The sequence below is a fragment of the Streptococcus cristatus genome (assembly GCF_003943815.1).
Classification (GTDB): Bacteria; Bacillota; Bacilli; order Lactobacillales; family Streptococcaceae; genus Streptococcus; species Streptococcus cristatus_F.
The window spans coordinates 26,207-48,104 of record NZ_RJNA01000009.1 but is presented as its reverse complement, the minus strand read 5'-3'; the positions used below and the strand labels follow the sequence as shown (position 1 = coordinate 48,104).

Sequence of the window (21,898 nt, the reverse complement as noted above, 5' to 3'; positions counted from 1 at the left end):
GATTGAGGTTTAGTTCATCTCTCTAGTCCTTTTTCTAAATGTTTCATTCTTTTTGAAAAAAACAAGAAAAAATTGTATAATGATAGGGTAAGTTATTGCTTAAGAGGTGATGATAATGCAGGTTTGTAAGGCAAGCAAGGCTGATTGGCAACTAATCCAAAAAATATGTAGAGAAACTTGGTTGACTACCTATAAAGATATTTACTCATCTTCCTACATAGAGCGAGTCTTTGACATTTTCTATAGCCAAGAACGTTTGCTGAAGGACTTGACAGAACTTTCTCCTGAATGGAATGGCTATTGGCTGGCAGAAATGAATGGGCAGGTGCTTGGTTGCATTGGTGGTGGAATGAGTGAGGATGGCAGAGCCAATGTTTATGTTCTCTACGTCTTGCCGCAGGCTCAACGTTTGGGAGTCGGTCATGAGTTACTGGAGACCTTGACAAGTTATCAAAAATCACAATATCAGGCCAGAGAGCAAGCCGTTACAGTAACGGAAGGAAATGCTATCGGTCTTCCATTTTATGAAAAAGAAGGCTTTGTCTTTGAGTCTGCCACTGTAAATTGGATTGATAGCAGTCAAGCCAGAGATTTACACTATATCAGAAATATATAATTAAAGGAGTGTTTTATGAAAGTGATTAAACGCAGTGGGGAAGTCGTTGACTTTGACCCAGATAAAATCTATCAAGCGGTATTAAAAGCAGCTCAGACTGTTTATGTCTTGACAGACGACCTCCGTCAAAATCTAGCCTCGGTGACAAAAAAGGTCGCATTAGATCTGGAAGAAGCCAAGGTTGAGCGTGCCACTATCAGTATGATTCAGTCTATGGTTGAAAACCGTCTCTTGGGAGCGGGCTATATCACTATTGCTGAGCATTATATTTCCTACCGCTTGCAGCGTGATTTGGAACGCAGTGGTTACGGTGACCATATCGCTGTCCATCTGCATTTTGAGCAAATCCGATAAAAATGCTGAAAAGCCCAGATGGGCTTTTTCTTTTTCAAAACTCAATATAAAAATTCAGTTCAAAGTAGATTTTTCGTTAAAATTTGTAACCGCATTCAAAGATTTTTTCCTAGTTTTTATTAGAAAAAGACCTTTCAAAGCCAGTAAAATCAATATGTATAATCTGGACTTATGCTCTTCTTAATCTTTCTTAAGTAGACACTAGGACATATTAGATATAAAATGAAAGCGTCAACAAATACTGAGCTATAAAAATGAAAGCGCTCTTATACAAATAAAAACTATACAAAAGGAGTCAATAAAATGGCAACTAAAGAAGAAATTTTACGTGAACTATACCCTGAGGATCTTTTCCACTATGCTGATGGCTTGACATTGGGAGAAGCGGAAGTATTACAAGAAACTCGTCGTTTGATTGAAAAACACCTTCGTCCAGTCATTAATGAATATTGGGAAGCACCTGATTTCCCATTTGAAGAATTCTATGCAGTTGCTAAAGGCGCTCAAATCATGAACAACCCTAAATTGTTCGAAGGTCGCGAAGGCAACTACAAACCATCAGAACTTTATATCGCATTCTTATATTTGGAATTAGCTCGTTTTGATGCGTCTATAGCAACTTTCTTCACAGTTCATGGTGGACTTTGCTACAACACAGTCTTGCTTGGTGGTGACGAACGTCAACAAAAAGAATTCCTTCCTAAATTGGCTGCATTTGACTGGCAAGGATGTTTCGCTTTGACTGAGCCGTTGTCAGGTTCTGACATTGCTGGAGGTCTTGCTACAACAGCTGAGCGTGTTGGCGATAAATGGATCTTGAACGGAGAAAAACGTTGGATCGGTGGATCAGATACAGCTGATGTTGTTCCAGTATTTGCCCGCGACGTTGAAGATGGAAAAGTGAAATGCTTTATCGTTCGTAAGGGAGCTCCTGGATATCATGCAGAACCAATCCCACACAAGATTGCTCTTCGTTGTGTCCGTAATGGCCATATTACCATGAAGAATGTAGAGGTTCCAGATTCAGACCGTTTGGTAAATATCAATGGTTTTGGTGATGTAGCCCGTATCTTGACCTTCACTCGTGCGGACGTTGCTCACATTGCTATGGGAGTGACTTGTGGATCATATGTTGCAGCTCTTAAATATGCTAAAGATCGTGAACAGTTCAAACGTCCAATCGCCAAATTCCAAATTGTTCAAGAAAAATTGGCTCGTATGCAAGCAAATGCTGTAGCAGTTATTGCTTATTCAACTCGTATTGCAGAAATGCAAGAAGCAGGTAACGAATTGATGCTTAACTCTGCACTTGCTAAGATGCACAACTCATTGGTAATGCGCGAAACAGTTGCTCTTGCTCGTGAAACTTGCGGAGGTAATGGTATTACACTTGAGACAGACGTTGCTCGTTTCTTTGCAGATGCTGAATCAATCTATACCTATGAAGGTTCACACGAAGTGAATGCCTTGATTGTTGGTCGTGAGATTACTGGTGTTGGAGCATTTGTATAATAATGAATTTGGAACGATTGCTCAGCATTTGCTAGTAATCGTTCCGATTCTTTCTTTTTGAAGTTTATATTTTTATAGTAAATAGGAGAAAAAAATGAGTATTTCAAAAGTGATGATCATAGGATCAGGTCAAATGGGAAGCGGTATTGCACAAGTCTTTGCTCAATCAGGTTTCACAGTTTATCTCAATGATATTAAGGAAGAATTTGTTCAAAGAGGGCTGGATGGTATTACTAAGCAATTGTCTCGTTCTGTTGAAAAAGGTCGTTTGTCAGAAGAAGATAAAAACAGCATTTTGGCAAATCTGATTCCTTCTACATCTTATGAAGATGCTAAACATGTTCAATTGGTTATTGAAGCGGCTACTGAAAATCGCGACATCAAATTGAGCATTTTTAAACAGTTGGATGAGTTGACTGACCCTCAAACTATTTTGGCTTCAAACACTTCATCTCTATCTATTACTGATATTGCAGCTGCGACGGTTCATCAAGAACGTGTTATTGGTATGCACTTCTTCAACCCAGCACCAGTTATGAAATTGGTTGAAGTTATCCGTGCGCTTCAAACGTCAGATGAAGTTGTCAAAGCTGTTCGTGAATTGACTGAAAAAATCGGTAAAACAGCTGTAGACGTGAAAGATTCTTATGGTTTTGTTGTGAACCGCGTCTTGATTCCAATGATCAATGAGGCTATTTTCATCTTAGGAGAAGGAATTGCTTCAGCAGAAGAAATTGACGAAGCAATGAAACTAGGTGCTAATCACCCAATTGGCCCATTGGCATTGGCTGACTTGATCGGTCTTGATGTCTGCTTGGCTATCATGGGAGTGTTAAACAATGGATTTGGAGATCCTAAGTATCGTCCTGCTCCACTTCTGAAGAAGATGGTTGAAGCTGGTAAGCTTGGTCGCAAGACTAAAGAAGGATTCTTTAAATATTAAGATATAAGGAGCAAGAAATGAAAGAAGCAGTTATTGTAGCAGCAGTCCGCACACCTTTAGGTTCTTTTGGTGGAACTTTAAAAAATGTTTCGGCTGTTGATCTAGGTAGTTTAGTTATTAAAAGTGCTATTGAACGAGCAAATTTGAAACCAGAACAAGTTGATGAAGTTATCATGGGGAATGTTCTAGGTGCAGGTCTTGGTCAAAACGTAGCTCGTCAAATGAGTGTTAACGCAGGTGTCCCAGTAGCTTCTCCAGCTTTCACTATTAACAAAGTTTGTGGCTCTGGTTTGAAAGCAGTTCAATTGGCGGCTCAAGCTGTATTGTGCGGAGATGCTGATATCGTTGTAGCCGGTGGGGCTGAAAACATGAGCCAAGCTCCTTATGTCCTTCCAAACCAACGTTGGGGCGCCCGTATGGGAGACTCCCAAGTAGTAGACACTATGCTTCGTGATGGCTTGACAGATGCCTTTGGATCCTTCCATATGGGAATTACAGCTGAAAACGTTGCTGAACAATATGGCATTACACGTGAAGACCAAGATAACTTTGCTGTGCAATCTCAAAAACGTGCAGTTGCAGCTATCGAAGCTGGTCGTTTCAAAGAAGAAATTGTTCCTGTTGAAATTCCGCAACGTAAAGGCGATCCTATCGTATTTGATACAGATGAATTCCCAAGAAAAGATGCTTCTCTTGAAGGATTGGGAAAATTGCGTCCAGTGTTCAAGAAAGATGGTACTGTGACTGCTGGTAATGCCTCAGGTATTAACGACGGTGCGGCAGCAGTAGTTGTTATGAGTGCTGATAAGGCTAAAGAATTGGGCGTTCCAGTTTTGGCAACGATCAAATCTTACGCAAGCGCTGGACTAGATCCAAAAATTATGGGTTGTGGCCCGATTTACGCATCTCGCAAAGCCCTTGAAAAAGGCGGATTTACAGTGGAAGATTTAGATTTGGTTGAATCCAATGAAGCATTTGCAGCGCAAGCATGTGCCGTTGGTAAAGAACTGAATCTTGATCCTGAAAAAGTCAATGTAAATGGTGGTGCGATTGCTCTTGGTCACCCAATCGGTGCTTCAGGCTGCCGTATTTTGGTAACACTTTTGCACGAAATGCAAAAACGTGATGTTAAACGTGGTCTTGCTACCCTTTGTATCGGTGGCGGTATGGGTACAGCGGTCATTGTAGAACGCTAGAATCTAGTTCATTTTTGAAGTTTTCCATTTGCTTCTACTATATAAACAAGTCCTATCGATGAGCTGTTTTTTGCAAACAAGCCTTGATAGGGCTTGTTTTATTTCTCGAAAAATTAATTTGAATATCAAAACTATAAGTTTTGCTTATCGATGTATAAATGATGATTAAGTAGACGAAGTGTGAGAAATGGTATATCATAAGAATGTAAGCTCTTACATTTGTAGTTTAAGTATTTGTTGACATCATACTTAGTCATTCAATTTTATAAGTAGGAGCATAAAAATGAGTAAAACTGTTTTATTAGAAGTTAAAAATGGGATTGGATATATCACTATCAACCGTCCTGAAGCTTTGAACGCCTTGAGTTCTCAAGTTTTGGCTGATTTGAATGAAGTTCTTGATCAAGTTGAGAAAAGCGAAGAAATTCGCGTTGTCATCGTAACTGGAGCAGGAGAAAAAGCATTCGTCGCCGGAGCAGACATAAAGGAAATGGATTTGATGTCACCTATTCAAGCCTTTGAATACATGACATTTGCAAATGATACATTTACTCGCCTTTCAGATTTACGCCAACCAACGATTGCAGTGATCAATGGTTATGCACTCGGTGGTGGTATGGAGCTAGCACTTTCAACAGATATCCGTATTGGATTTGAAAAAACAGTGGTTGGCTTCCCAGAAGTTGGCTTGGGTATTATTCCAGGATTTGCTGGTACTCAACGGATGTCTCGCTTGATTGGAACTAGCCGTGCCAAAGAACTTATCTTCACTGCTCGTACAGTGAAAGGTCAAGAAGCCTATGACTTAGGTATTCTTAACAAACTGGTTCCTGCTGAAGAATTGTTGTCTTCAGCTGAAGAATTAGCCGCAGCCATCATGAAGAATGCACCGTTAGCTGTTGAAAAAGCAAAACATGTCATTCAAGTTGGTGCCGAACTTCCTCTTAAAAATGCAATCCGTCTGGAAACAGAAGCAGAAGCCCTGCTCTTCTCTACAGAAGACAAACTAGAAGGAATGCGTGCTTTTGTTGAAAAACGCAAAGCTGTTTTCAATCGTAAGTAAAAGAGGAGGTATCAGCATGAAATCAGTTGTATCATTATCAGACGCTATTTCTAAGGTCAAATCGGGTGATATCGTTGGAATTTCTGGATTCCTCGGAGTCGGTGAACCTTTTGAATTGATTGAAGAATTAGTAAAACAAAACCAGCAAGACTTGACTTTGGTATCGGTGGTAACATCTCATCCTGGTAAAGAAGTTGGGGTTGGACGACTTTGTGAAAATCACCAAGTGAAAAAATATATTGCAGCCCACGTAGGAACATCTGCAGCAGCTCAACGTGAGTATTTTGAAAAGAAGATGGAAGTCGAATTTACACCGATGGGAACTGTTGTCGAGCGTCTCCATGCAGCTGGAGCTGGCTTAGGAGCTGTCTTGACCCCGACAGGAGTCGGAACAATCTTAGAAAAAGATTATGAAAAAGTGGAACGTAATGGCCGTGAATACTTGGTCTATGATCCACTTAAAATTGATGTTGCCTTAATCAAAGCGACTAAAGCTGACAAATACGGCAACTTGTATATCGATGGTACTACGAAAAACATTTCCTTGCAATTAGCACTCGCAGCAGATACTGTTATCGTTGAAGCGAATGAAATTGTTGAAGCTGGCGAAATTCATCCGAATGATATTTATGTTCCGGGCATCCTTGTTGACTATGTCGTCCAAAGCTTGACTCCAGAAGAACACCATAAGATGATGGGTGATCTTTGGACAGAGACTAAAAAATTGGCGGGGGTGAACTAATATGAAAGCAAAAGAAATTATTGCAAGACGTGTTGCACAAGAATTTAAAGATGGAGATGTTGTCAATCTAGGATTTGGTATTCCAAACGCATCTGCTGACTATATTCCTGAGGGAGTAAACGTTATTCTTCAGGCTGAAAATGGAGCGCTTCGCTTTGGTGAAACACCAACGAAAGATACTTACAATCCAAACCTAGCAAACTCTGGTGGAGCGCCAATCACTCTCTTACCTGGAGCAGCATTATTTGACTTACAGACTTCTTTCGCAATCATCCGTGGTGGACACGTTGATGCGACCGTGCTAGGAGCTTTGGAAGTCAGTCAAGATGGTAGTATTGCTAACTGGATTATTCCAGGTAAGTTTGCCCCAGGAATGGGTGGAGCGATGGACTTGTTGGTTGGAGCGAAGCGTGTTATCGGTGCAATCCAGCATACTACTGCCGATGGCCAATCTAAACTTCTGCCAGAGTGTACTTTGCCACTTTCTGCCAAAGGAGTTCTTGATTTAGTCATTACAGAGTTGGCTGTCTTTGGTTTCCAAGATGGTAAGTTCCTCTTGAAAGAGCTTGCTCCCGGCGTTACCCTAGAGGAAGTTCTTGAAAAGACAGCAGGAGAAGTAATTGTTTCAGAAGACTTGAAAACGATGTCAATCTAATAAGGTTAGTAAGCAATTAATCTCCTCTTTCTCTGAAAGTGTGTTACTATGTGTTTATAACAACTTGAGCGATGATTAGTTTTTAATCAGAATACTAGCAACTGGTCATCATGGTTCGAGGGCCAGTTGCTGTTTTATTTATGGCAAATTACCTCGTGAAATTTGAAAGATGGGAGGCGAAAAGTGGATATAATTCAAATGACTTACTTTATCAATATCGTCGAATGTGGATGCAATCTTTCTATCGCAGCTAAGAAAATTCATATCAGCCAGTCAGCCTTGAGTCAGTTTGTCACAAATTTTGAATCAACGGAAGGAGTCCAGCTCTTCAATCGTAGAAATGGAAGATTAGAGAGTCTGACGGAAGCTGGTGGTAAGATTTACCGTTTTGCCACAGAGATTGTCAACCGGCATGAAGAGATGCAGTCAATGATTCATATGGAAGCTCTTAAACAAAAAGGTACCTTTAACTTGGGCATTCCGTCATTGATTTTACGTGTATATTTTTCTAGTATTTTACCAAAATTTTTACAAGACAATCCGCAAGTCAACATTCAGGTTACTGAGGATGGAAGTAATGAATTACGTCAAAAGCTGGTTGCAGGGGATCTGAATTTTGCAGTACTAATCGAACCTACCAATCTGGATCCTAAAAAATATGAACAGTATATCATTCAAGTTGATGAATACGTGGCCTATATGGACAAGAATCATCCCTTGGCAAACAAAGAATTGTTGAAATGGAAAGATATCGCTCAGTACGGTTTAGCAACCTTTAATAAATCATTTACAACCTACGATTTAATCACTGAAAAATTAAAGAGTAAAAAGATAAAAGCAAATTTTGCCTATTTATCATCGACATGGGATTTCTTGATAGAGTCAACTTATCAAAACGATATGATTGCACTGTTACCTCGTCCTTTAGAGTATTTTGTCGATAAGAATAAATTCAAGGTTGTGCGCTTTAAGGATCCGGTGCCTTTCAATATTTGGTTCTGCCGGCCTTATAAAGCAAGCTACAATGAGGTAGAAGCATACGTATATGAAGAGCTTTTAAAAGGTTATTATCAGCCTCTTTCTGAGCCACATCCATAGGGGGGAGAATTGATGATGAAGTCCAGTACCAAAACAGCAGCATTGAGTTCATATGTAAATACAGCTATTAGAGACTACATGAAAAATCATGATGAGTCAGTCGACTTTCCTCAGGAGATTTGGGAAGTAATGACGACGGATTTGGATATTTTTTCACCGATTTTGTCAGAAGGCGATCAGGCTTTGGCTTCTGATTTTATCAGCTCTATTCGAATAATTTCGAATGAATTTCCAGCTCTTTCAACTATATTGCTGACCCAAGGTTGTTATGGTGTTTATCCGATTTTGAAGTTTGGTACAGGGCAACAGAAAGAGCGTTATCTGGACAAGTTGGTAAAGGGAACTTGTAAAGCAGGTCTTGGATTTTCTGAGTCCAAACATCTAAATAGTTTAGCAGATTTGGAGACCAATGCGGTCAAGACAGAGACGGGATGGCAACTTTCGGGAGAAAAAGCCAAAGTGTCAAATAGCAGTATTGCGGACATTCTCTTGGTCTTAGCTAAAGTAAGTGAAACTGGAAAGCCTGATTCTTACGGCTTCTTCATTGTGGAGACGAATGCTTCGGGTGTGCTCATTGGTGAGCAGATAGAAAAGCAAGGTTTACTAGGACTTCCACTAAGTTCTGTTACCTTAGATAATGTGCACCTGCCGGAATCTGCCTTATTAGGCGGAGTCTTGGCTGGAAATGAGCAATTTAATGATATCATAAAAAATATGCAACTTGGCTTGAGTGCGGTTGCTTTAGGAGTTGCCGAAGGTGCTTTTCATAAGGGTCTTGAGTTTGCACGTGTAAAAAGGGGGTTCGGCAAGCGACTGATGGATGTTGAGTTGCATCAGTACAAGTTTGCAGATCTATACAATAAAATTTGTGCTGCAGATGCCTATTTCTCATCCTATCCTAATCAAATAGAAGAAGATTCCAAGTTTGTTGCACGGATAAAGCTATATATGACTAAGGTAGCGCTAGAGGTTACAGATGAAATTCTCCGTCTTATCGGGCCTCTACAAAAATTTGATCATGTGAATATCAAACGCTATTTTAAAGATGCTGAAATTATTGAAAATTATGGACGGTCAGGAAATTCGATCAGAAAAGAAATCGCAGAGAGATGGTTAAAGGAGTAAAAGATGACAGAACTCAAATTACAAGAGTATCAGTTTGGGGAAATGAAGCTGACTTGGTTGCGTGGAGCGGATAAGCTCACAGATGCAGGCACTTTGTTTGGCCCGGTACCAAAGGTTGTTTGGTCACGTTATTATCCAACAACAGACGAAAATATGATGGCTGAACTGACAGATCCGATTTTGATTCAATACAAGGGGCAGAATTATTTAATTGATGCGAGTTTTGATACGGCTAAGCTTTCTGATAAACAACGCCGTAATCTCGGTATTCTTTCTGAGAGCCGCGTTGAAGAAAGCTTGGCACTTTTGGGATTAAAGCCAGAAGATATTTCCCATATTTTAATGACGCATATGCACCATGATCACTCTGGCGGTTTGACTAGACTAGATGAAAACAATCAGCTTGTTTCAAAATTCCCAAATGCAAAGATTTTTGTAAATGAGATGGAATGGTACGAAATGCGAAATCCTAATAGTCGGACAAGGGGAACTTATCTGAAGGAAAATTGGGAGCCAATCCAGGATCAGGTTGAAACTTTTATTGAATATCTGAACGTCATTCCAGAAATTCAAATGGTTCATACAGGCGGTCACAGTAATGGACATAGCATCATCTTACTTAAACAGGGCGAGGAAACCATGATTCATATGGCTGATTTGGTGCTGACTCATGCTCATCGGAAACCTCTGTGGGTTGCTGCAGTAGATGATTATCCGATGCGCTCAATCGTTGCTAAGGACAAATGGCTCAAAGAAGCTTTTGAAAACCACTATAAGTTTTTCTTTTACCACGATCAGTTTTTCGCAGTTGCTGAGTTTGACCAGACTGGCGAGGAGTTTGTTGATTATGTGACTAGGATTCGTGAACCGCGAGTTCCATTCACAGATAAGCAGGATCGCAAACCATCATTTTTATAAGAATAGAGAATCGCTTCTATCAGTTCGAGGGAGCGATTTTACTATTTTATTCTCTATTTTTTTGGTATAATGAGATACTAGAAGATTGTAAGAAAGAGGTTTTTAATGGCAACGATTCAATGGTTTCCTGGACACATGTCCAAGGCTCGGAGACAGGTTCAAGAAAGTATTAAATTTGTAGATTTTGTGACGATTTTGGTGGATGCGAGGTTGCCCTTGTCCAGTCAAAATCCCATGCTGACCAAAATTGTTGGAGATAAGCCTAAGTTGTTGATTTTAAATAAGTCAGACTTAGCGGATCCAAACTTAACCAAGGAATGGCGGGCCTATTTTGAAAGTCAGGGAATCAAAACGTTGGCTATTAACTCTAAGGAACAATCTGCAGTAAAAAAAGTGACCGAAGCAGCTAAGAAATTGATGGCTGATAAGCTCGCTCGCCAGCGAGAAAGAGGAATTCAAATCGAGACTCTGCGGACCATGATTATCGGGATTCCCAATGCTGGAAAGTCAACGCTGATGAACCGACTGGCTGGTAAGAAAATCGCGATAGTCGGCAATAAACCAGGGGTCACCAAAGGTCAGCAGTGGCTCAAGTCCAATAAGGATTTGGAAATTCTAGATACACCGGGTATTCTTTGGCCAAAATTTGAAGATGAAATGGTGGCTTTGAAGCTCGCTTTGACGGGTGCTATCAAGGATAATTTGCTGCCCATGGATGAGGTCACGATTTTCGGACTCAATTATTTCAAAGAGCATTATCCGAAGGCATTGCAGGAGCGCTTTAAGCAGTTGGATTTAGAGCTGGAAGCGCCAGACATGATTATGGATATGACCCAGAAATTGGGCTTTAGAGAGGACTATGATCGCTTTTACAGTCTCTTTGTCAAGGAAGTGCGTGATGGGCGCTTAGGTCGCTATACACTGGATACATTGGAGGATTTGGATGGCCACGATTAAGGAAATCCAAGAGCAACTGGCTCAAGTTTCTGACTTGCAGGATCCGCTTTTTCAAGAATTGAAGCAGGATGAGCGAAGCGGTGTTCAAAAGCTATTACTCAAGCGCCAAAAAGAAATCCAAGCAGAGCTAGATGAAGACTTACGCCTAGAGTACATGCTGCGCTATGAAAAAGAACTCTATAGTCAAGGATTTCAGGCGATTGCTGGCATTGATGAGGTCGGACGAGGTCCCTTAGCTGGTCCAGTAGTCGCAGCAGCAGTCATTCTGCCTCCTAACTGCAAAATCAAAGGTCTGAATGACAGTAAAAAGATTCCCAAGAAAAAACATGAGGAAATTTATCAAGCAGTTCTAGATCAGGCCTTAGCCATTGGTCTGGGGATTATGGATAATCAAACGATTGACCGAGTCAATATCTATGAAGCGACCAAGCTAGCTATGGCAGAAGCTGTAGCCCAGCTCAAGATTAAGCCAGATTACCTCTTGATTGACGCGATGAAGTTAGACTTGCCCTTGCCTCAGCAGTCCATTATCAAGGGCGATGCCAATTCCCTGTCCATCGCTGCGGCTTCTATCGTAGCCAAGGTGACGAGGGACAAGATGATGGCGGAATTTGATCAGGTTTATCCAGGCTATGACTTTGCCCAGAATGCTGGTTATGGCACCAAGCTACATCTGGAAGGCTTGGAAAAATACGGTATCACACCGATTCATCGCAGAAGTTTTGAACCGATCAAATCTATGACAAATTCATAAGAAATCCTAATCGTTACGAGGAGACAAGTGTGACTAGCGAATACCAAAAAATGATTGCAGGAGAGAACTACAGCCCTCAAGATCCTGAATTGAGAGCGTTGGCTGCTCGCTCGCGAGAGTTTCAGTATCGTTTTAACCAAGAACGAGATGTTGAAAAACGCAGCGCTATCGCCAAGGAGTGGTTCGGCAGTACAGGGGAGAATCTGTGGTTGCATCCAGATTTGGTCTGTGATTATGGAGTTAACATTCACTTGGGGGAGAATTTCTATTCCAACTGGAATTTGACTATGCTGGATGTCTGTCCTATTACCATTGGAAAGAATGCCATGCTGGGGCCCAATTGCCAGTTTCTGACGCCGTTGCATCCGCTTGACCCTGTGGAAAGAAATTCCGGTATTGAATACGGGGTGCCGATTAAGATTGGTGACAATTTCTGGGCTGGTGGTGGTGTAACCATTCTGCCAGGCGTGACGCTAGGAGATAATGTCGTAGTCGGAGCAGGTGCAGTTGTGACTAAATCATTCGGCGATAATGTAGTCCTAGCCGGCAATCCTGCTAAGATTATTAAGGAAATTCCTGTTCGTGAAGAATAGAAGAACTCAACAATTTTCTCAATAATTAATCGAATAAGAAACAAGGAACTGTATTGCAGTTCTTTTTTTGAACTTTTTTACGAATAAGAAAGTGAGGTGATAGAAATGAATAATTTTGAAATTTATAAAATGAAAAAAGCTGGCTTGACCAATCAACAGGTCTTAAATATCTTGAGGTATGCAGAAAATAAAGAAGGAGAGCTATCTTTACGAGACAAGGCCGTCGTCTCTGAGTGTCGTAATCCCGCACTCTTTATGGAAAAATACAAGCGACTTGATCTACCAGCTTTGAAAGAAGAATTTGAACGTTTTCCGTCCTTTTCAATCTTGGATGATGTGTATCCTTGGGATCTATGCGAGATTTACGATGCACCGACTTTGCTATTTTATCAAGGAAATCTAAACTTGCTAGAAATGCCCAAGATAGCCATTGTCGGTAGTCGAGACAGCAGTAAGCAGGGCAATGCTGCTGTGCAGAAAATCATCAAGGAATTGAATAATGAACTGGTTATCGTTAGCGGGCTGGCTCGTGGGATTGATACTGTGGCTCATATGGCTGCCCTGCAAAATGGTGGCCAAACTATTGCTGTCATTGGGACGGGACTAGATGTCTTCTATCCCAAGGCCAATCAAAAACTGCAGGCTTATATTGGCAAAAATCATTTATTGCTGACGGAGTATGGTCCGAGTGAACAGCCATTGAAATTCCATTTTCCAGAGCGAAATCGTATCATCGCAGGTCTTTGTCGAGGCGTCATCGTGGCAGAAGCCAAGATGCGCTCAGGCAGTCTGATTACCTGTGAGCGGGCAATGGAAGAGGGGCGGGATGTTTTTGCTATTCCAGGGTCTATTTTGGATGGAAAATCTGACGGTTGTCATCATTTGATTCAAGAGGGCGCAAAGTGCATCACATCAGGCTCTGCCGTCCTATCTGAGTTCCAATTCTAAAACAAGTTTTCCTATAGAGAATGTTGTGAGTTGACATCTATCAAAAAATAGTTTACACTCTATGAGATTTATTTCTTATAGAAGGTGTCTAATTTGGTAACAAAAACAAAGAAAAAGTCTACGACTAAGAAAAATCTTGTCATCGTAGAGTCGCCTGCCAAGGCAAAAACAATAGAAAAGTATCTGGGGCGAAACTATAAAGTTCTGGCCAGTGTGGGGCATATTCGCGACTTGAAAAAGTCCACTATGTCCATCGATTTTGAGAACAACTATGAGCCACAATACATTAATATTCGTGGTAAAGGTCCTTTGATTAATGACTTAAAAAAGGAAGCAAGGAAAGCCAAGCAAGTCTTTCTGGCGAGTGACCCGGACCGCGAAGGAGAAGCTATTTCTTGGCATTTGGCCCACATTCTTAATCTAGATGAAAAAGAGAAAAACCGCGTCGTTTTCAACGAAATTACCAAAGATGCGGTAAAGAATGCTTTTAAAGAGCCACGTCAGATTGATATGGATTTGGTCAATGCCCAGCAAGCTCGTCGGGTTTTGGACCGTTTGGTTGGTTATTCCATTTCTCCGATTCTTTGGAAGAAAGTCAAAAAAGGCCTGTCAGCTGGTCGGGTGCAGTCTGTCGCCCTCAAGCTGATTATCGACCGTGAAAATGAAATCAACGCCTTCAAACCGGAAGAGTACTGGACAATTGACGGAACCTTCAAGAAGGGGACTCGTCAATTCCAGGCCAGCTTCTACGGCATAAACGGCAAGAAGATGAAGCTGACTAATAACGAAGATGTCAAGGAAGTCCTGTCTCACCTCAAGGGTGATGACTTTACTGTCGACAGCGTCGAAAAGAAAGAGCGTCGACGCAATGCTCCGCTGCCCTACACGACTTCCTCTATGCAGCAGGATGCCGCTAACAAGATTAATTTCCGGACTCGTAAGACTATGATGGTAGCTCAGCAGCTCTATGAAGGTATTAATATCGGCTCTGGCGTGCAAGGTCTGATTACGTATATGCGTACCGACTCGACTCGGATCAGCCCAGTAGCGCAGAATGAAGCGGCAAGCTTTATCACGGATAAATTTGGTGCTAAATATTCCAAACATGGCAGTAAGGTGAAAAATGCTTCGGGTGCTCAAGATGCTCACGAGGCCATTCGCCCTTCCAGTGTCTTCAATACACCAGAAAGCATTGCAAAGTATCTGGACAAGGATCAGCTTAAGCTTTATACGCTGATTTGGAATCGCTTTGTAGCCAGCCAAATGACAGCAGCGGTCTTTGACACCATGAATGTCAAATTAGAGCAAAACGGTGTCCAATTTGCAGCTAACGGTAGTCAAGTTAAATTCGATGGTTATTTGGCTATCTATAATGACTCTGACAAGAATAAAATGCTGCCGGACATGGAAAAAGGTGATACCGTCAAGCGTGTCAATACCAATCCAGAACAACACTTTACCCAGCCGCCAGCTCGCTATTCTGAAGCAACGCTCATCAAGACTTTGGAAGAAAATGGCGTTGGTCGTCCATCTACCTATGCTCCGACCATTGAGACTATTCAGAAACGCTACTATGTTAAACTGGTTTCCAAGCGCTTTGAACCGACAGAATTGGGTGAAATAGTCAATGCTCTGATTGTCGAATTCTTCCCAGGCATCGTAAATGTGAAATTTACAGCCGAAATGGAAGCAAAACTGGATGATGTAGAAGTTGGAAAAGAACAGTGGCAGAAGGTTATTGATGAGTTTTACAAGCCTTTTGAAAAGGAAGTGGCTAAAGCTGAGTCTGAAATGGAGAAAATCCAAATCAAGGATGAGCCAGCTGGTTTTGACTGTGAGGTCTGTGGCAGTCCCATGGTCATCAAGTTGGGTCGATTTGGCAAGTTCTATGCCTGCAGCAATTTCCCAGACTGTCGTCATACCCAAGCTATTGTCAAGGAAATCGGCGTGACCTGCCCACAGTGTCAGAAAGGGCAAGTTATCGAGCGTAAGACTAAGCGAAATCGCATATTCTATGGCTGTGATCGTTATCCTGACTGTGATTTCACATCTTGGGACAAGCCGGTTGGACGTAACTGTCCAAAATGTGACCATTATCTGATTGAAAAGAAAGTTCGTGGTGGCGGCAAACAAGTGGTCTGCAGCAATGGCGATTACGAAGAAGAAAAAGTGAAATAGTTATTATTACATAATTTATATTACGTAAAATATTTTCTCCTGAAGAAGAGGAGCAGTTTTATGACAGATAAATTTGCAGAATTTCTAAAAATCGCGTCTCAACTGAACAAGATAGGAATTGTTCCACTGCTGATGGGCTCCTTGGGGCTGGAGCAGGTTACTGGTCAGGACTGGCAGGCGCGGGATATTGATATTCATGTTCATGGTGATGAGCGTGGCTGGGAAGCACCAGACGAAGAGCGTATTTATGATATGGACAAGATCGAGCCCATGATGGGGCGTCTAGGTTATCGTTTAGTCGATCTGCACGAGCACGAATTTCAAAAAGAAGATTTGTCTATTGAATTCGGGGTCATGGAAACGCTAGAGGCATTTTCAGGTGTGCCGTTAGAGAAGCTGACTCGAAAAGAAGATGAAGGTGTCAAGTTTTTGCTGCCGACTGCGGAGCAATTTTTAGCAATCTACCGTGCCTCTTCCCAAGATTCTTATCGAAATGAAAATAATAATCATAAGGATTTTGCTAAGATTGCTTATTTAGAAAAAATGACAAAGTGATGGACAGACGGGAATCCTCCTGTCTGTCTTTTTTACTGTCTTTTTGTTATAATGGTCAGAGTGAAAATCTAGAAATAACCAAGGGAGAGTATCATGTCATCATCCTATATCAATGTTATCGGTGCTGGTCTTGCTGGCAGCGAAGCGGCTTATCAGATTGCTAAGCGTGGAATTCCAGTTAAACTTTATGAAATGCGAGGTGTCAAATCAACGCCTCAACACAAAACTGCTGACTTTGCAGAACTGGTCTGCTCTAACTCTCTAAGAGGAGATGCACTGACCAATGCAGTCGGTCTGCTCAAGGAAGAAATGCGGCTGTTGGACTCGGTCATTTTAAAGTCAGCGGAAGCGACTCGGGTACCAGCAGGTGGTGCTCTAGCGGTTGATAGAGAAGTTTTTTCTCAGATGGTAACGGAGTTGGTGACCAATCATCCATTGATTGAGGTCATTCGTGAAGAAATCACAGAAATTCCAGAAGATGCCATTACAGTCATTGCGACAGGTCCGCTGACTAGCGATGCTTTGGCAGAAAAAATCCACGCGCTCAACGGTGGCGACGGTTTTTATTTCTACGACGCAGCAGCGCCTATTATCGATGTCAATACCATTGATATGACTAAGGTCTATCTCAAATCCCGCTATGATAAGGGGGAAGCAGCCTACCTTAATGCGCCGATGACCAAGCAAGAATTTATGGATTTCCATGAAGCTTTGGTCGATGCGGAGGAAGCACCGCTCAATTCCTTTGAAAAAGAGAAATACTTTGAAGGCTGTATGCCTATTGAAGTAATGGCCAAGCGAGGCATTAAAACCATGCTTTATGGACCGATGAAGCCGGTTGGCTTGGAATACCCAGATGATTACCAAGGCCCTCGGGATGGTGAATATAAGACGCCATACGCTGTAGTGCAGCTTCGTCAGGATAATGCAGCAGGTAGCCTTTACAACATTGTCGGCTTCCAGACTCATCTCAAGTGGGGCGAGCAAAAGCGGGTCTTTCAGATGATTCCTGGTCTTGAAAATGCAGAATTTGTCCGCTACGGTGTCATGCACCGTAACTCCTATATGGACTCTCCGAATCTGCTAGAGCAGACTTTCCGCTCTAAGAAACAGCCCAATCTTTTCTTTGCAGGGCAAATGACGGGTGTCGAAGGATATGTCGAATCAGCAGCTTCTGGGCTGGTTGCTGGTATCAATGCCGCTCGACTCTTCAATGGAGAAGAAGCACTTGTTTTCCCAGAAACAACAGCAATCGGCAGTCTGCCGCATTATATCACTCACGCCGATAGCAAGCACTTCCAACCGATGAATGTCAATTTCGGTATTATCAAAGAGCTAGATGGGCCTCGGATTCGTGATAAGAAAGAGCGCTATGAGAAGATTGCTGAACGCGCTTTGAAGGATTTACAGCCTTATTTGGATAAATAATCTATTTTCTATCATTATCTAATAAAAATCATTAAAAAGTTAGGAATTTCCTAACTTTTTTGCTTAATTTGTGATATAATAAATAAAAATTTTGAAAATAGAAAGTTTTCTGAAAATGAATAAATCCTATTTCTATCTTGATATGAAAACTCATGAGTTGGTAGTTCCTTACACCAAACAAAAACGGCGCGTGCGAGTGCTGCTCCCTAAAAATTATGAACAAGATACTAAAAAAACCTATCCTGTCGTCTATTTTCACGATGGACAAAATGTCCTCTATAGCAAGGAGTCTTTCAGTGGGCATTCTTGGAAAGTGATTCCAACAATCAAGCGCAATCCCGATATTGAAAAAATGATAGTCGTGGCCATTGATAATGATGGACCACGACGGATGGATGAGTATTCCGCTTGGAAGTTTCAGGAGTCCAATATTCCTGGTGTCCAGTTTGGCGGCAAGGGCACAGAGTACGCAGAGTTTGTCATGGATGTCGTCAAACCTTTTATTGACGAAAACTATCGGACTAAGCCTGACCGCCAGCATACGGCTATGATTGGTTCTTCACTGGGGGGCAATATTACCCAGTTTATCGGCATTGAATATCAGGATCAGGTCGGCTGTCTAGGTGTTTTTTCATCGGCCAACTGGCTCCACCAAGAAGCTTTTGACCGTTACATAGAGCGTCAGAAGTTGCATCCAGACCAGCGAGTTTTCATCTATGTTGGAACAGAGGAAGCTGATGATACTGACAAGACCCTCATGGCAGGCAATATCAAACAAGCCTATATTGATTCTTCACTCAGTTATTACCGTCAGCTGATTGCTGCTGGTGTGGTGCTGGACAATCTGCACATTAAAATCCAATCTGGAGCGATTCACAATGAAGTGGACTGGGCGGAAAATCTACCTGACTGTTTCCGCTTTATCAGTGAAAAGTGGTAGGAAAAGAAGCTAAAAGGAGAAAACAAATGCATGTAGAATTTTTAAGTCATTGGAGCGGTCATTTGAACCGTGAAATGTATATCAATCGTTACGGTCATGCTGGCGTTCCAGTGGTAGTATTTGCCTCGTCAGGTGGTTCTCACAATGAATATGCTGACTTCGGCATGATTGAGGCCTGCTCTTGGTTCATCGAGACAGGGAAGGTGCAATTTTTTACCTTAAGTAGCGTAGATAGCGAAAGCTGGCTGGCGGACTGGAAACATCCCCATGACCGTGCTGAGATGCACCGTGCTTATGAGCGTTATGTTATTGAAGAGGCGATTCCTTTTATCAAACATAAGACAGGCTGGTTTGATCCAATGATGACGACAGGCTGCTCTATGGGCGCTTATCATGCCGTCAATTTCTTCCTCCAGCATCCAGATGTTTTCAATAAAGTAATCGCCCTCAGTGGTGTCTATGATGCACGTTTCTTTGTCGGTGACAATTTGAACGACGAAGCCATTTATCAAAACTCACCAGCTGACTATATATGGAATCAAAATGATGGTTGGTTTATTGACCGCTATCGACAAGCTGATATTATTGTTTGTACTGGTTTGGGCGACTGGGAGCAGGATGGCCTGCCTTCATTCTACACACTGAAAGAAGCCTGCGAGCACAAAAATATTCCAGCTTGGTTTGCTGAATGGGGCCATGATGTCTCTCATGATTGGATTTGGTGGCGCAAGCAGATGCCTTATTTCTTGAGCCAGTTAAACCTCTAAAATGTTAAGTAGAAAGGAAGTCTTACTATGAATTATATTGTTATTTCACCTTATTATCCAGAAAATTTCCAGCAGTTTACGATTGAGCTGGCTAACAAGGGTATTACAGTGCTTGGTATCGGACAGGAGCCCTATGAGCAGTTGGGCCCAGGTCTCCAGAACGCTTTGACAGAGTATTTCCGTGTTGACAATTTGGAAAATTTGGACGAAGTTAAACGTGCGGTAGCCTTCCTTTTCTACAAACATGGACCAATTGACCGCATTGAATCTCATAATGAATATTGGCTGGAGCAAGATGCCCAGTTGCGGGAACAATTTAACGTTTTTGGAGCCAAGCCAAATGACCTGAAAAAGACCAAATTCAAGTCTGAAATGAAGAAACTCTTCCAGAAAGCTGGTGTGCCAGTCGTTCCAGGCCAAGTTATCGAAAATCTATCGGACGTGGATCAGGCTGTCAAAAAAATCGGCCTGCCTCTGATTGCCAAGCCAGACAATGGGGTAGGAGCTGCAGCCACGTTTAAAATTGAAACAGCTGCAGATGTCGAGCATTTCAAGGCTGAGTGGGATCAGGAAACTGTCTATTTCTTTGAAAAATTTGTGACTTCTAGCGAGATCTGTACGTTTGATGGCCTGATTGATTCCGAAGGAAATATAGTCTTTTCAACGACTTTCGACTACGCCTACACACCGCTAGACCTCATGCTTTATAAAATGGATAATTCATACTATGTCCTCAAGGAGATGGATCCAAAACTTCGTGCTTATGGGGAAGCCATCGTCCAAGAATTTGGCATGAAAGAGCGCTTTTTCCATATCGAATTTTTCCGTAAAGACGATGATTACATAGCTATCGAATACAATAACCGTCCAGCAGGTGGTTTCACCATTGATGTTTATAATTATGCTCATTCGATTGATCTCTATCGTGGATACGCGAATATTGTTTCGGGTGAGCCCTTCCCTGAGTCAGACATGGAGCCGTTATTCTGTCTGGCAACGTCTCGTCGCGCAAGCTCACATTATGCCTATTCAGAGGCGGAGTTGTTAGAGAAGTATCGAGATAACTTTAAAGTCAAAAAAGACATGCCAGCAGCCTTCGCAGAGTTGCAAGGTGACTACCTCTACATGCTGACCACTCCAAGTCGAGAGCAGATGGAAGAGATGATTGCTGACTTTGGAAAGAAAGCAGAATGATCTTTTATAGTAAAAAGTTTCCTTACAGCGGTGAACATCCAGTCAGCATATATAATAATGTTGCGGAAATAGAATGAGAAGATAGTTTTGAATCTATTGAACCATTCAAAAAATCTAAGAATGATAGTTTGTGAAATATTTATTTTTATTTTATCAATCAGCGTATCTATGCGATATGCTGATTTTTCTTTGTGAAAAAATTTGAGCAAAAACTTTGACAGTGCTTACAATATTCGTTAGAATAGAAGGGAAATAAATAATGCTTATACCCTGTATCATTCGGAATGATAGGACAGCTAGAGCGCTTGGAATATTCATGTGTCCTAGTTCAACTTAAACAGTTGCAGTTGCCCGTACACACGATTGAATGGGGTTTTAGAAAGGCAAAGAAATGGCAACTTTAGATAAATCTCTCTTATTAGAGATGTTTCGTAAGATGGAAGAAATCCGTCGTATGGACTTAAAAATTGCACAACTTGTAAAAAAAGGGAAAGTTCCAGGCATGACTCACTTTTCAGTGGGTGAAGAAGCGGCCAACGTTGGTGCAATGTTAGCTTTAAATCCGGATGATTTAATCACTTCTAATCACCGTGGACATGGTCAAGCCATTGCCAAGGGCATTGACCTAAATGGTATGATGGCCGAGATCCTTGGTAAGTACAATGGTACTTGTAAAGGGAAAGGCGGCTCTATGCATATTGCCGATCTGGACGCTGGAAACCTTGGTGCTAATGGTATCGTAGGTGGCGGTATGGGGATTGCTGTCGGTGCGGCTCTTACTCAGCAAATGCAGAAGACAGGCAAGATTGTTGTCTGCTTCTTTGGTGACGGTGCGACCAACGAAGGTGTTTTCCACGAAGCAGTTAACATGGCTTCTATCTGGAATCTGCCAGTTATTTTCTACTGCATCAATAATGGTTATGGAATTTCTGCTGACATTAAGAAAATGACCAATTTAGAACATATCCATCAACGTAGCGCTGCATATGGTATTCCAGGCATGTTCATCGAAGACGGAAATAATGTTCTGGATGTCTATGAAGGCTTCCAAAAGGCTGTCGAGCACGTTCGTAGTGGTAAAGGACCAGTCTTGATCGAAAGTATCACTTATCGCTGGCTTGGTCACTCATCATCTGACCCTGGTAAATATCGTACTCGTGAAGAAGTGGAATTGTGGAAACAAAAAGACCCAATCGAAAATCTTCGCAAATACCTCATTGAAAACAATATTGCAAGTGCAGAAGAATTGGAAGAAATTCAAGCACAAGTCAAAGAAGCAGTAGAAACATCTGTTAAGTTTGCAGAAGAGAGCCCATTCCCGCCGCTTGAATCTGCCTTTGAAGATATTTACGCAGATTAAAG

The 21,898-nt window shown here is 41.8% G+C and carries 22 protein-coding genes; all 22 read left to right on the top strand.

The window, feature by feature from the left end:
- Positions 1–181: 181 nt before the first annotated feature.
- Complete coding sequence (locus D8872_RS07025) at positions 182–616, top strand: GNAT family N-acetyltransferase (protein ID WP_260471687.1); 435 nt, start codon at positions 182–184, stop codon at positions 614–616.
- Positions 617–631: 15 nt separating this feature from the next.
- The gene (locus D8872_RS07020; RefSeq protein WP_125390435.1) at positions 632–970 is read left to right on the top strand and encodes an ATP cone domain-containing protein; all 339 of its coding nucleotides are present in this window, start codon (positions 632–634) and stop codon (positions 968–970) included.
- Positions 971–1,273: 303 nt separating this feature from the next.
- On the top strand, positions 1,274–2,482 hold the full coding sequence (gene fadE, locus D8872_RS07015; protein ID WP_125390434.1) for an acyl-CoA dehydrogenase FadE: 1,209 nt from the start codon (positions 1,274–1,276) through the stop codon (positions 2,480–2,482).
- Positions 2,483–2,576: 94 nt separating this feature from the next.
- Entirely contained in the window at positions 2,577–3,425 is an 849-nt protein-coding gene (locus tag D8872_RS07010; RefSeq protein WP_061908982.1) for a 3-hydroxybutyryl-CoA dehydrogenase, read from the top strand.
- Positions 3,426–3,442: 17 nt separating this feature from the next.
- Positions 3,443–4,621, top strand: a complete 1,179-nt coding sequence (locus D8872_RS07005; RefSeq protein WP_125390433.1) for an acetyl-CoA C-acetyltransferase — start codon at positions 3,443–3,445, stop codon at positions 4,619–4,621.
- Between the two features lie 283 nt (positions 4,622–4,904).
- Positions 4,905–5,684, top strand: a complete 780-nt coding sequence (locus tag D8872_RS07000) for an enoyl-CoA hydratase/isomerase family protein (RefSeq protein WP_005590351.1) — start codon at positions 4,905–4,907, stop codon at positions 5,682–5,684.
- A gap of 16 nt (positions 5,685–5,700) precedes the next feature.
- Positions 5,701–6,426, top strand: coding sequence for a CoA transferase subunit A (locus tag D8872_RS06995; RefSeq protein WP_125390432.1), 726 nt, complete (start codon positions 5,701–5,703; stop codon positions 6,424–6,426).
- Position 6,427: 1 nt separating this feature from the next.
- Positions 6,428–7,081, top strand: coding sequence for a 3-oxoacid CoA-transferase subunit B (locus D8872_RS06990; RefSeq protein WP_005590348.1), 654 nt, complete (start codon positions 6,428–6,430; stop codon positions 7,079–7,081).
- A 183-nt stretch (positions 7,082–7,264) separates the two neighbouring features.
- A complete protein-coding gene (locus tag D8872_RS06985; RefSeq protein WP_179856417.1) occupies positions 7,265–8,179 on the top strand; it encodes a LysR family transcriptional regulator in 915 nt (304 codons plus the stop codon).
- Between the two features lie 12 nt (positions 8,180–8,191).
- Positions 8,192–9,304, top strand: coding sequence for an acyl-CoA dehydrogenase family protein (locus D8872_RS06980; protein ID WP_125390431.1), 1,113 nt, complete (start codon positions 8,192–8,194; stop codon positions 9,302–9,304).
- Between the two features lie 3 nt (positions 9,305–9,307).
- A complete protein-coding gene (locus tag D8872_RS06975) occupies positions 9,308–10,222 on the top strand; it encodes an MBL fold metallo-hydrolase (RefSeq protein ID WP_125390430.1) in 915 nt (304 codons plus the stop codon).
- A 105-nt stretch (positions 10,223–10,327) separates the two neighbouring features.
- Positions 10,328–11,179 (top strand): ribosome biogenesis GTPase YlqF, encoded by an 852-nt coding sequence (ylqF, locus tag D8872_RS06970; RefSeq protein WP_125390429.1) that lies wholly within the window; start codon positions 10,328–10,330, stop codon positions 11,177–11,179.
- Positions 11,166–11,933: a ribonuclease HII gene (rnhB, locus tag D8872_RS06965; RefSeq protein WP_125390428.1), complete on the top strand. Its 768-nt coding sequence runs from the start codon at positions 11,166–11,168 to the stop codon at positions 11,931–11,933. The genes ylqF and rnhB overlap by 14 nt, the downstream gene beginning before the upstream one ends.
- Before the next feature lie 29 nt (positions 11,934–11,962).
- Positions 11,963–12,526, top strand: a complete 564-nt coding sequence (locus D8872_RS06960; protein ID WP_125390427.1) for a sugar O-acetyltransferase — start codon at positions 11,963–11,965, stop codon at positions 12,524–12,526.
- Between the two features lie 105 nt (positions 12,527–12,631).
- Complete coding sequence (gene dprA / locus D8872_RS06955) at positions 12,632–13,474, top strand: DNA-processing protein DprA (protein WP_125390426.1); 843 nt, start codon at positions 12,632–12,634, stop codon at positions 13,472–13,474.
- Between the two features lie 84 nt (positions 13,475–13,558).
- The gene (topA, locus tag D8872_RS06950) at positions 13,559–15,652 is read left to right on the top strand and encodes a type I DNA topoisomerase (protein ID WP_125390425.1); all 2,094 of its coding nucleotides are present in this window, start codon (positions 13,559–13,561) and stop codon (positions 15,650–15,652) included.
- Between the two features lie 60 nt (positions 15,653–15,712).
- Positions 15,713–16,207, top strand: coding sequence for a phosphoribosylanthranilate isomerase (locus D8872_RS06945; protein WP_125390424.1), 495 nt, complete (start codon positions 15,713–15,715; stop codon positions 16,205–16,207).
- Positions 16,208–16,300: 93 nt separating this feature from the next.
- On the top strand, positions 16,301–17,635 hold the full coding sequence (gene trmFO, locus D8872_RS06940; protein WP_125390423.1) for a methylenetetrahydrofolate--tRNA-(uracil(54)-C(5))-methyltransferase (FADH(2)-oxidizing) TrmFO: 1,335 nt from the start codon (positions 16,301–16,303) through the stop codon (positions 17,633–17,635).
- 115 nt (positions 17,636–17,750) lie between these two features.
- Complete coding sequence (locus D8872_RS06935) at positions 17,751–18,575, top strand: alpha/beta hydrolase (protein ID WP_045497379.1); 825 nt, start codon at positions 17,751–17,753, stop codon at positions 18,573–18,575.
- A gap of 26 nt (positions 18,576–18,601) precedes the next feature.
- A complete protein-coding gene (locus tag D8872_RS06930; protein WP_125390422.1) occupies positions 18,602–19,342 on the top strand; it encodes an esterase family protein in 741 nt (246 codons plus the stop codon).
- Between the two features lie 27 nt (positions 19,343–19,369).
- Complete coding sequence (locus D8872_RS06925) at positions 19,370–20,536, top strand: ATP-grasp domain-containing protein (protein ID WP_125390421.1); 1,167 nt, start codon at positions 19,370–19,372, stop codon at positions 20,534–20,536.
- A 391-nt stretch (positions 20,537–20,927) separates the two neighbouring features.
- Positions 20,928–21,896, top strand: coding sequence for a thiamine pyrophosphate-dependent dehydrogenase E1 component subunit alpha (locus D8872_RS06920; protein WP_125390420.1), 969 nt, complete (start codon positions 20,928–20,930; stop codon positions 21,894–21,896).
- Positions 21,897–21,898 lie beyond the last annotated feature (2 nt).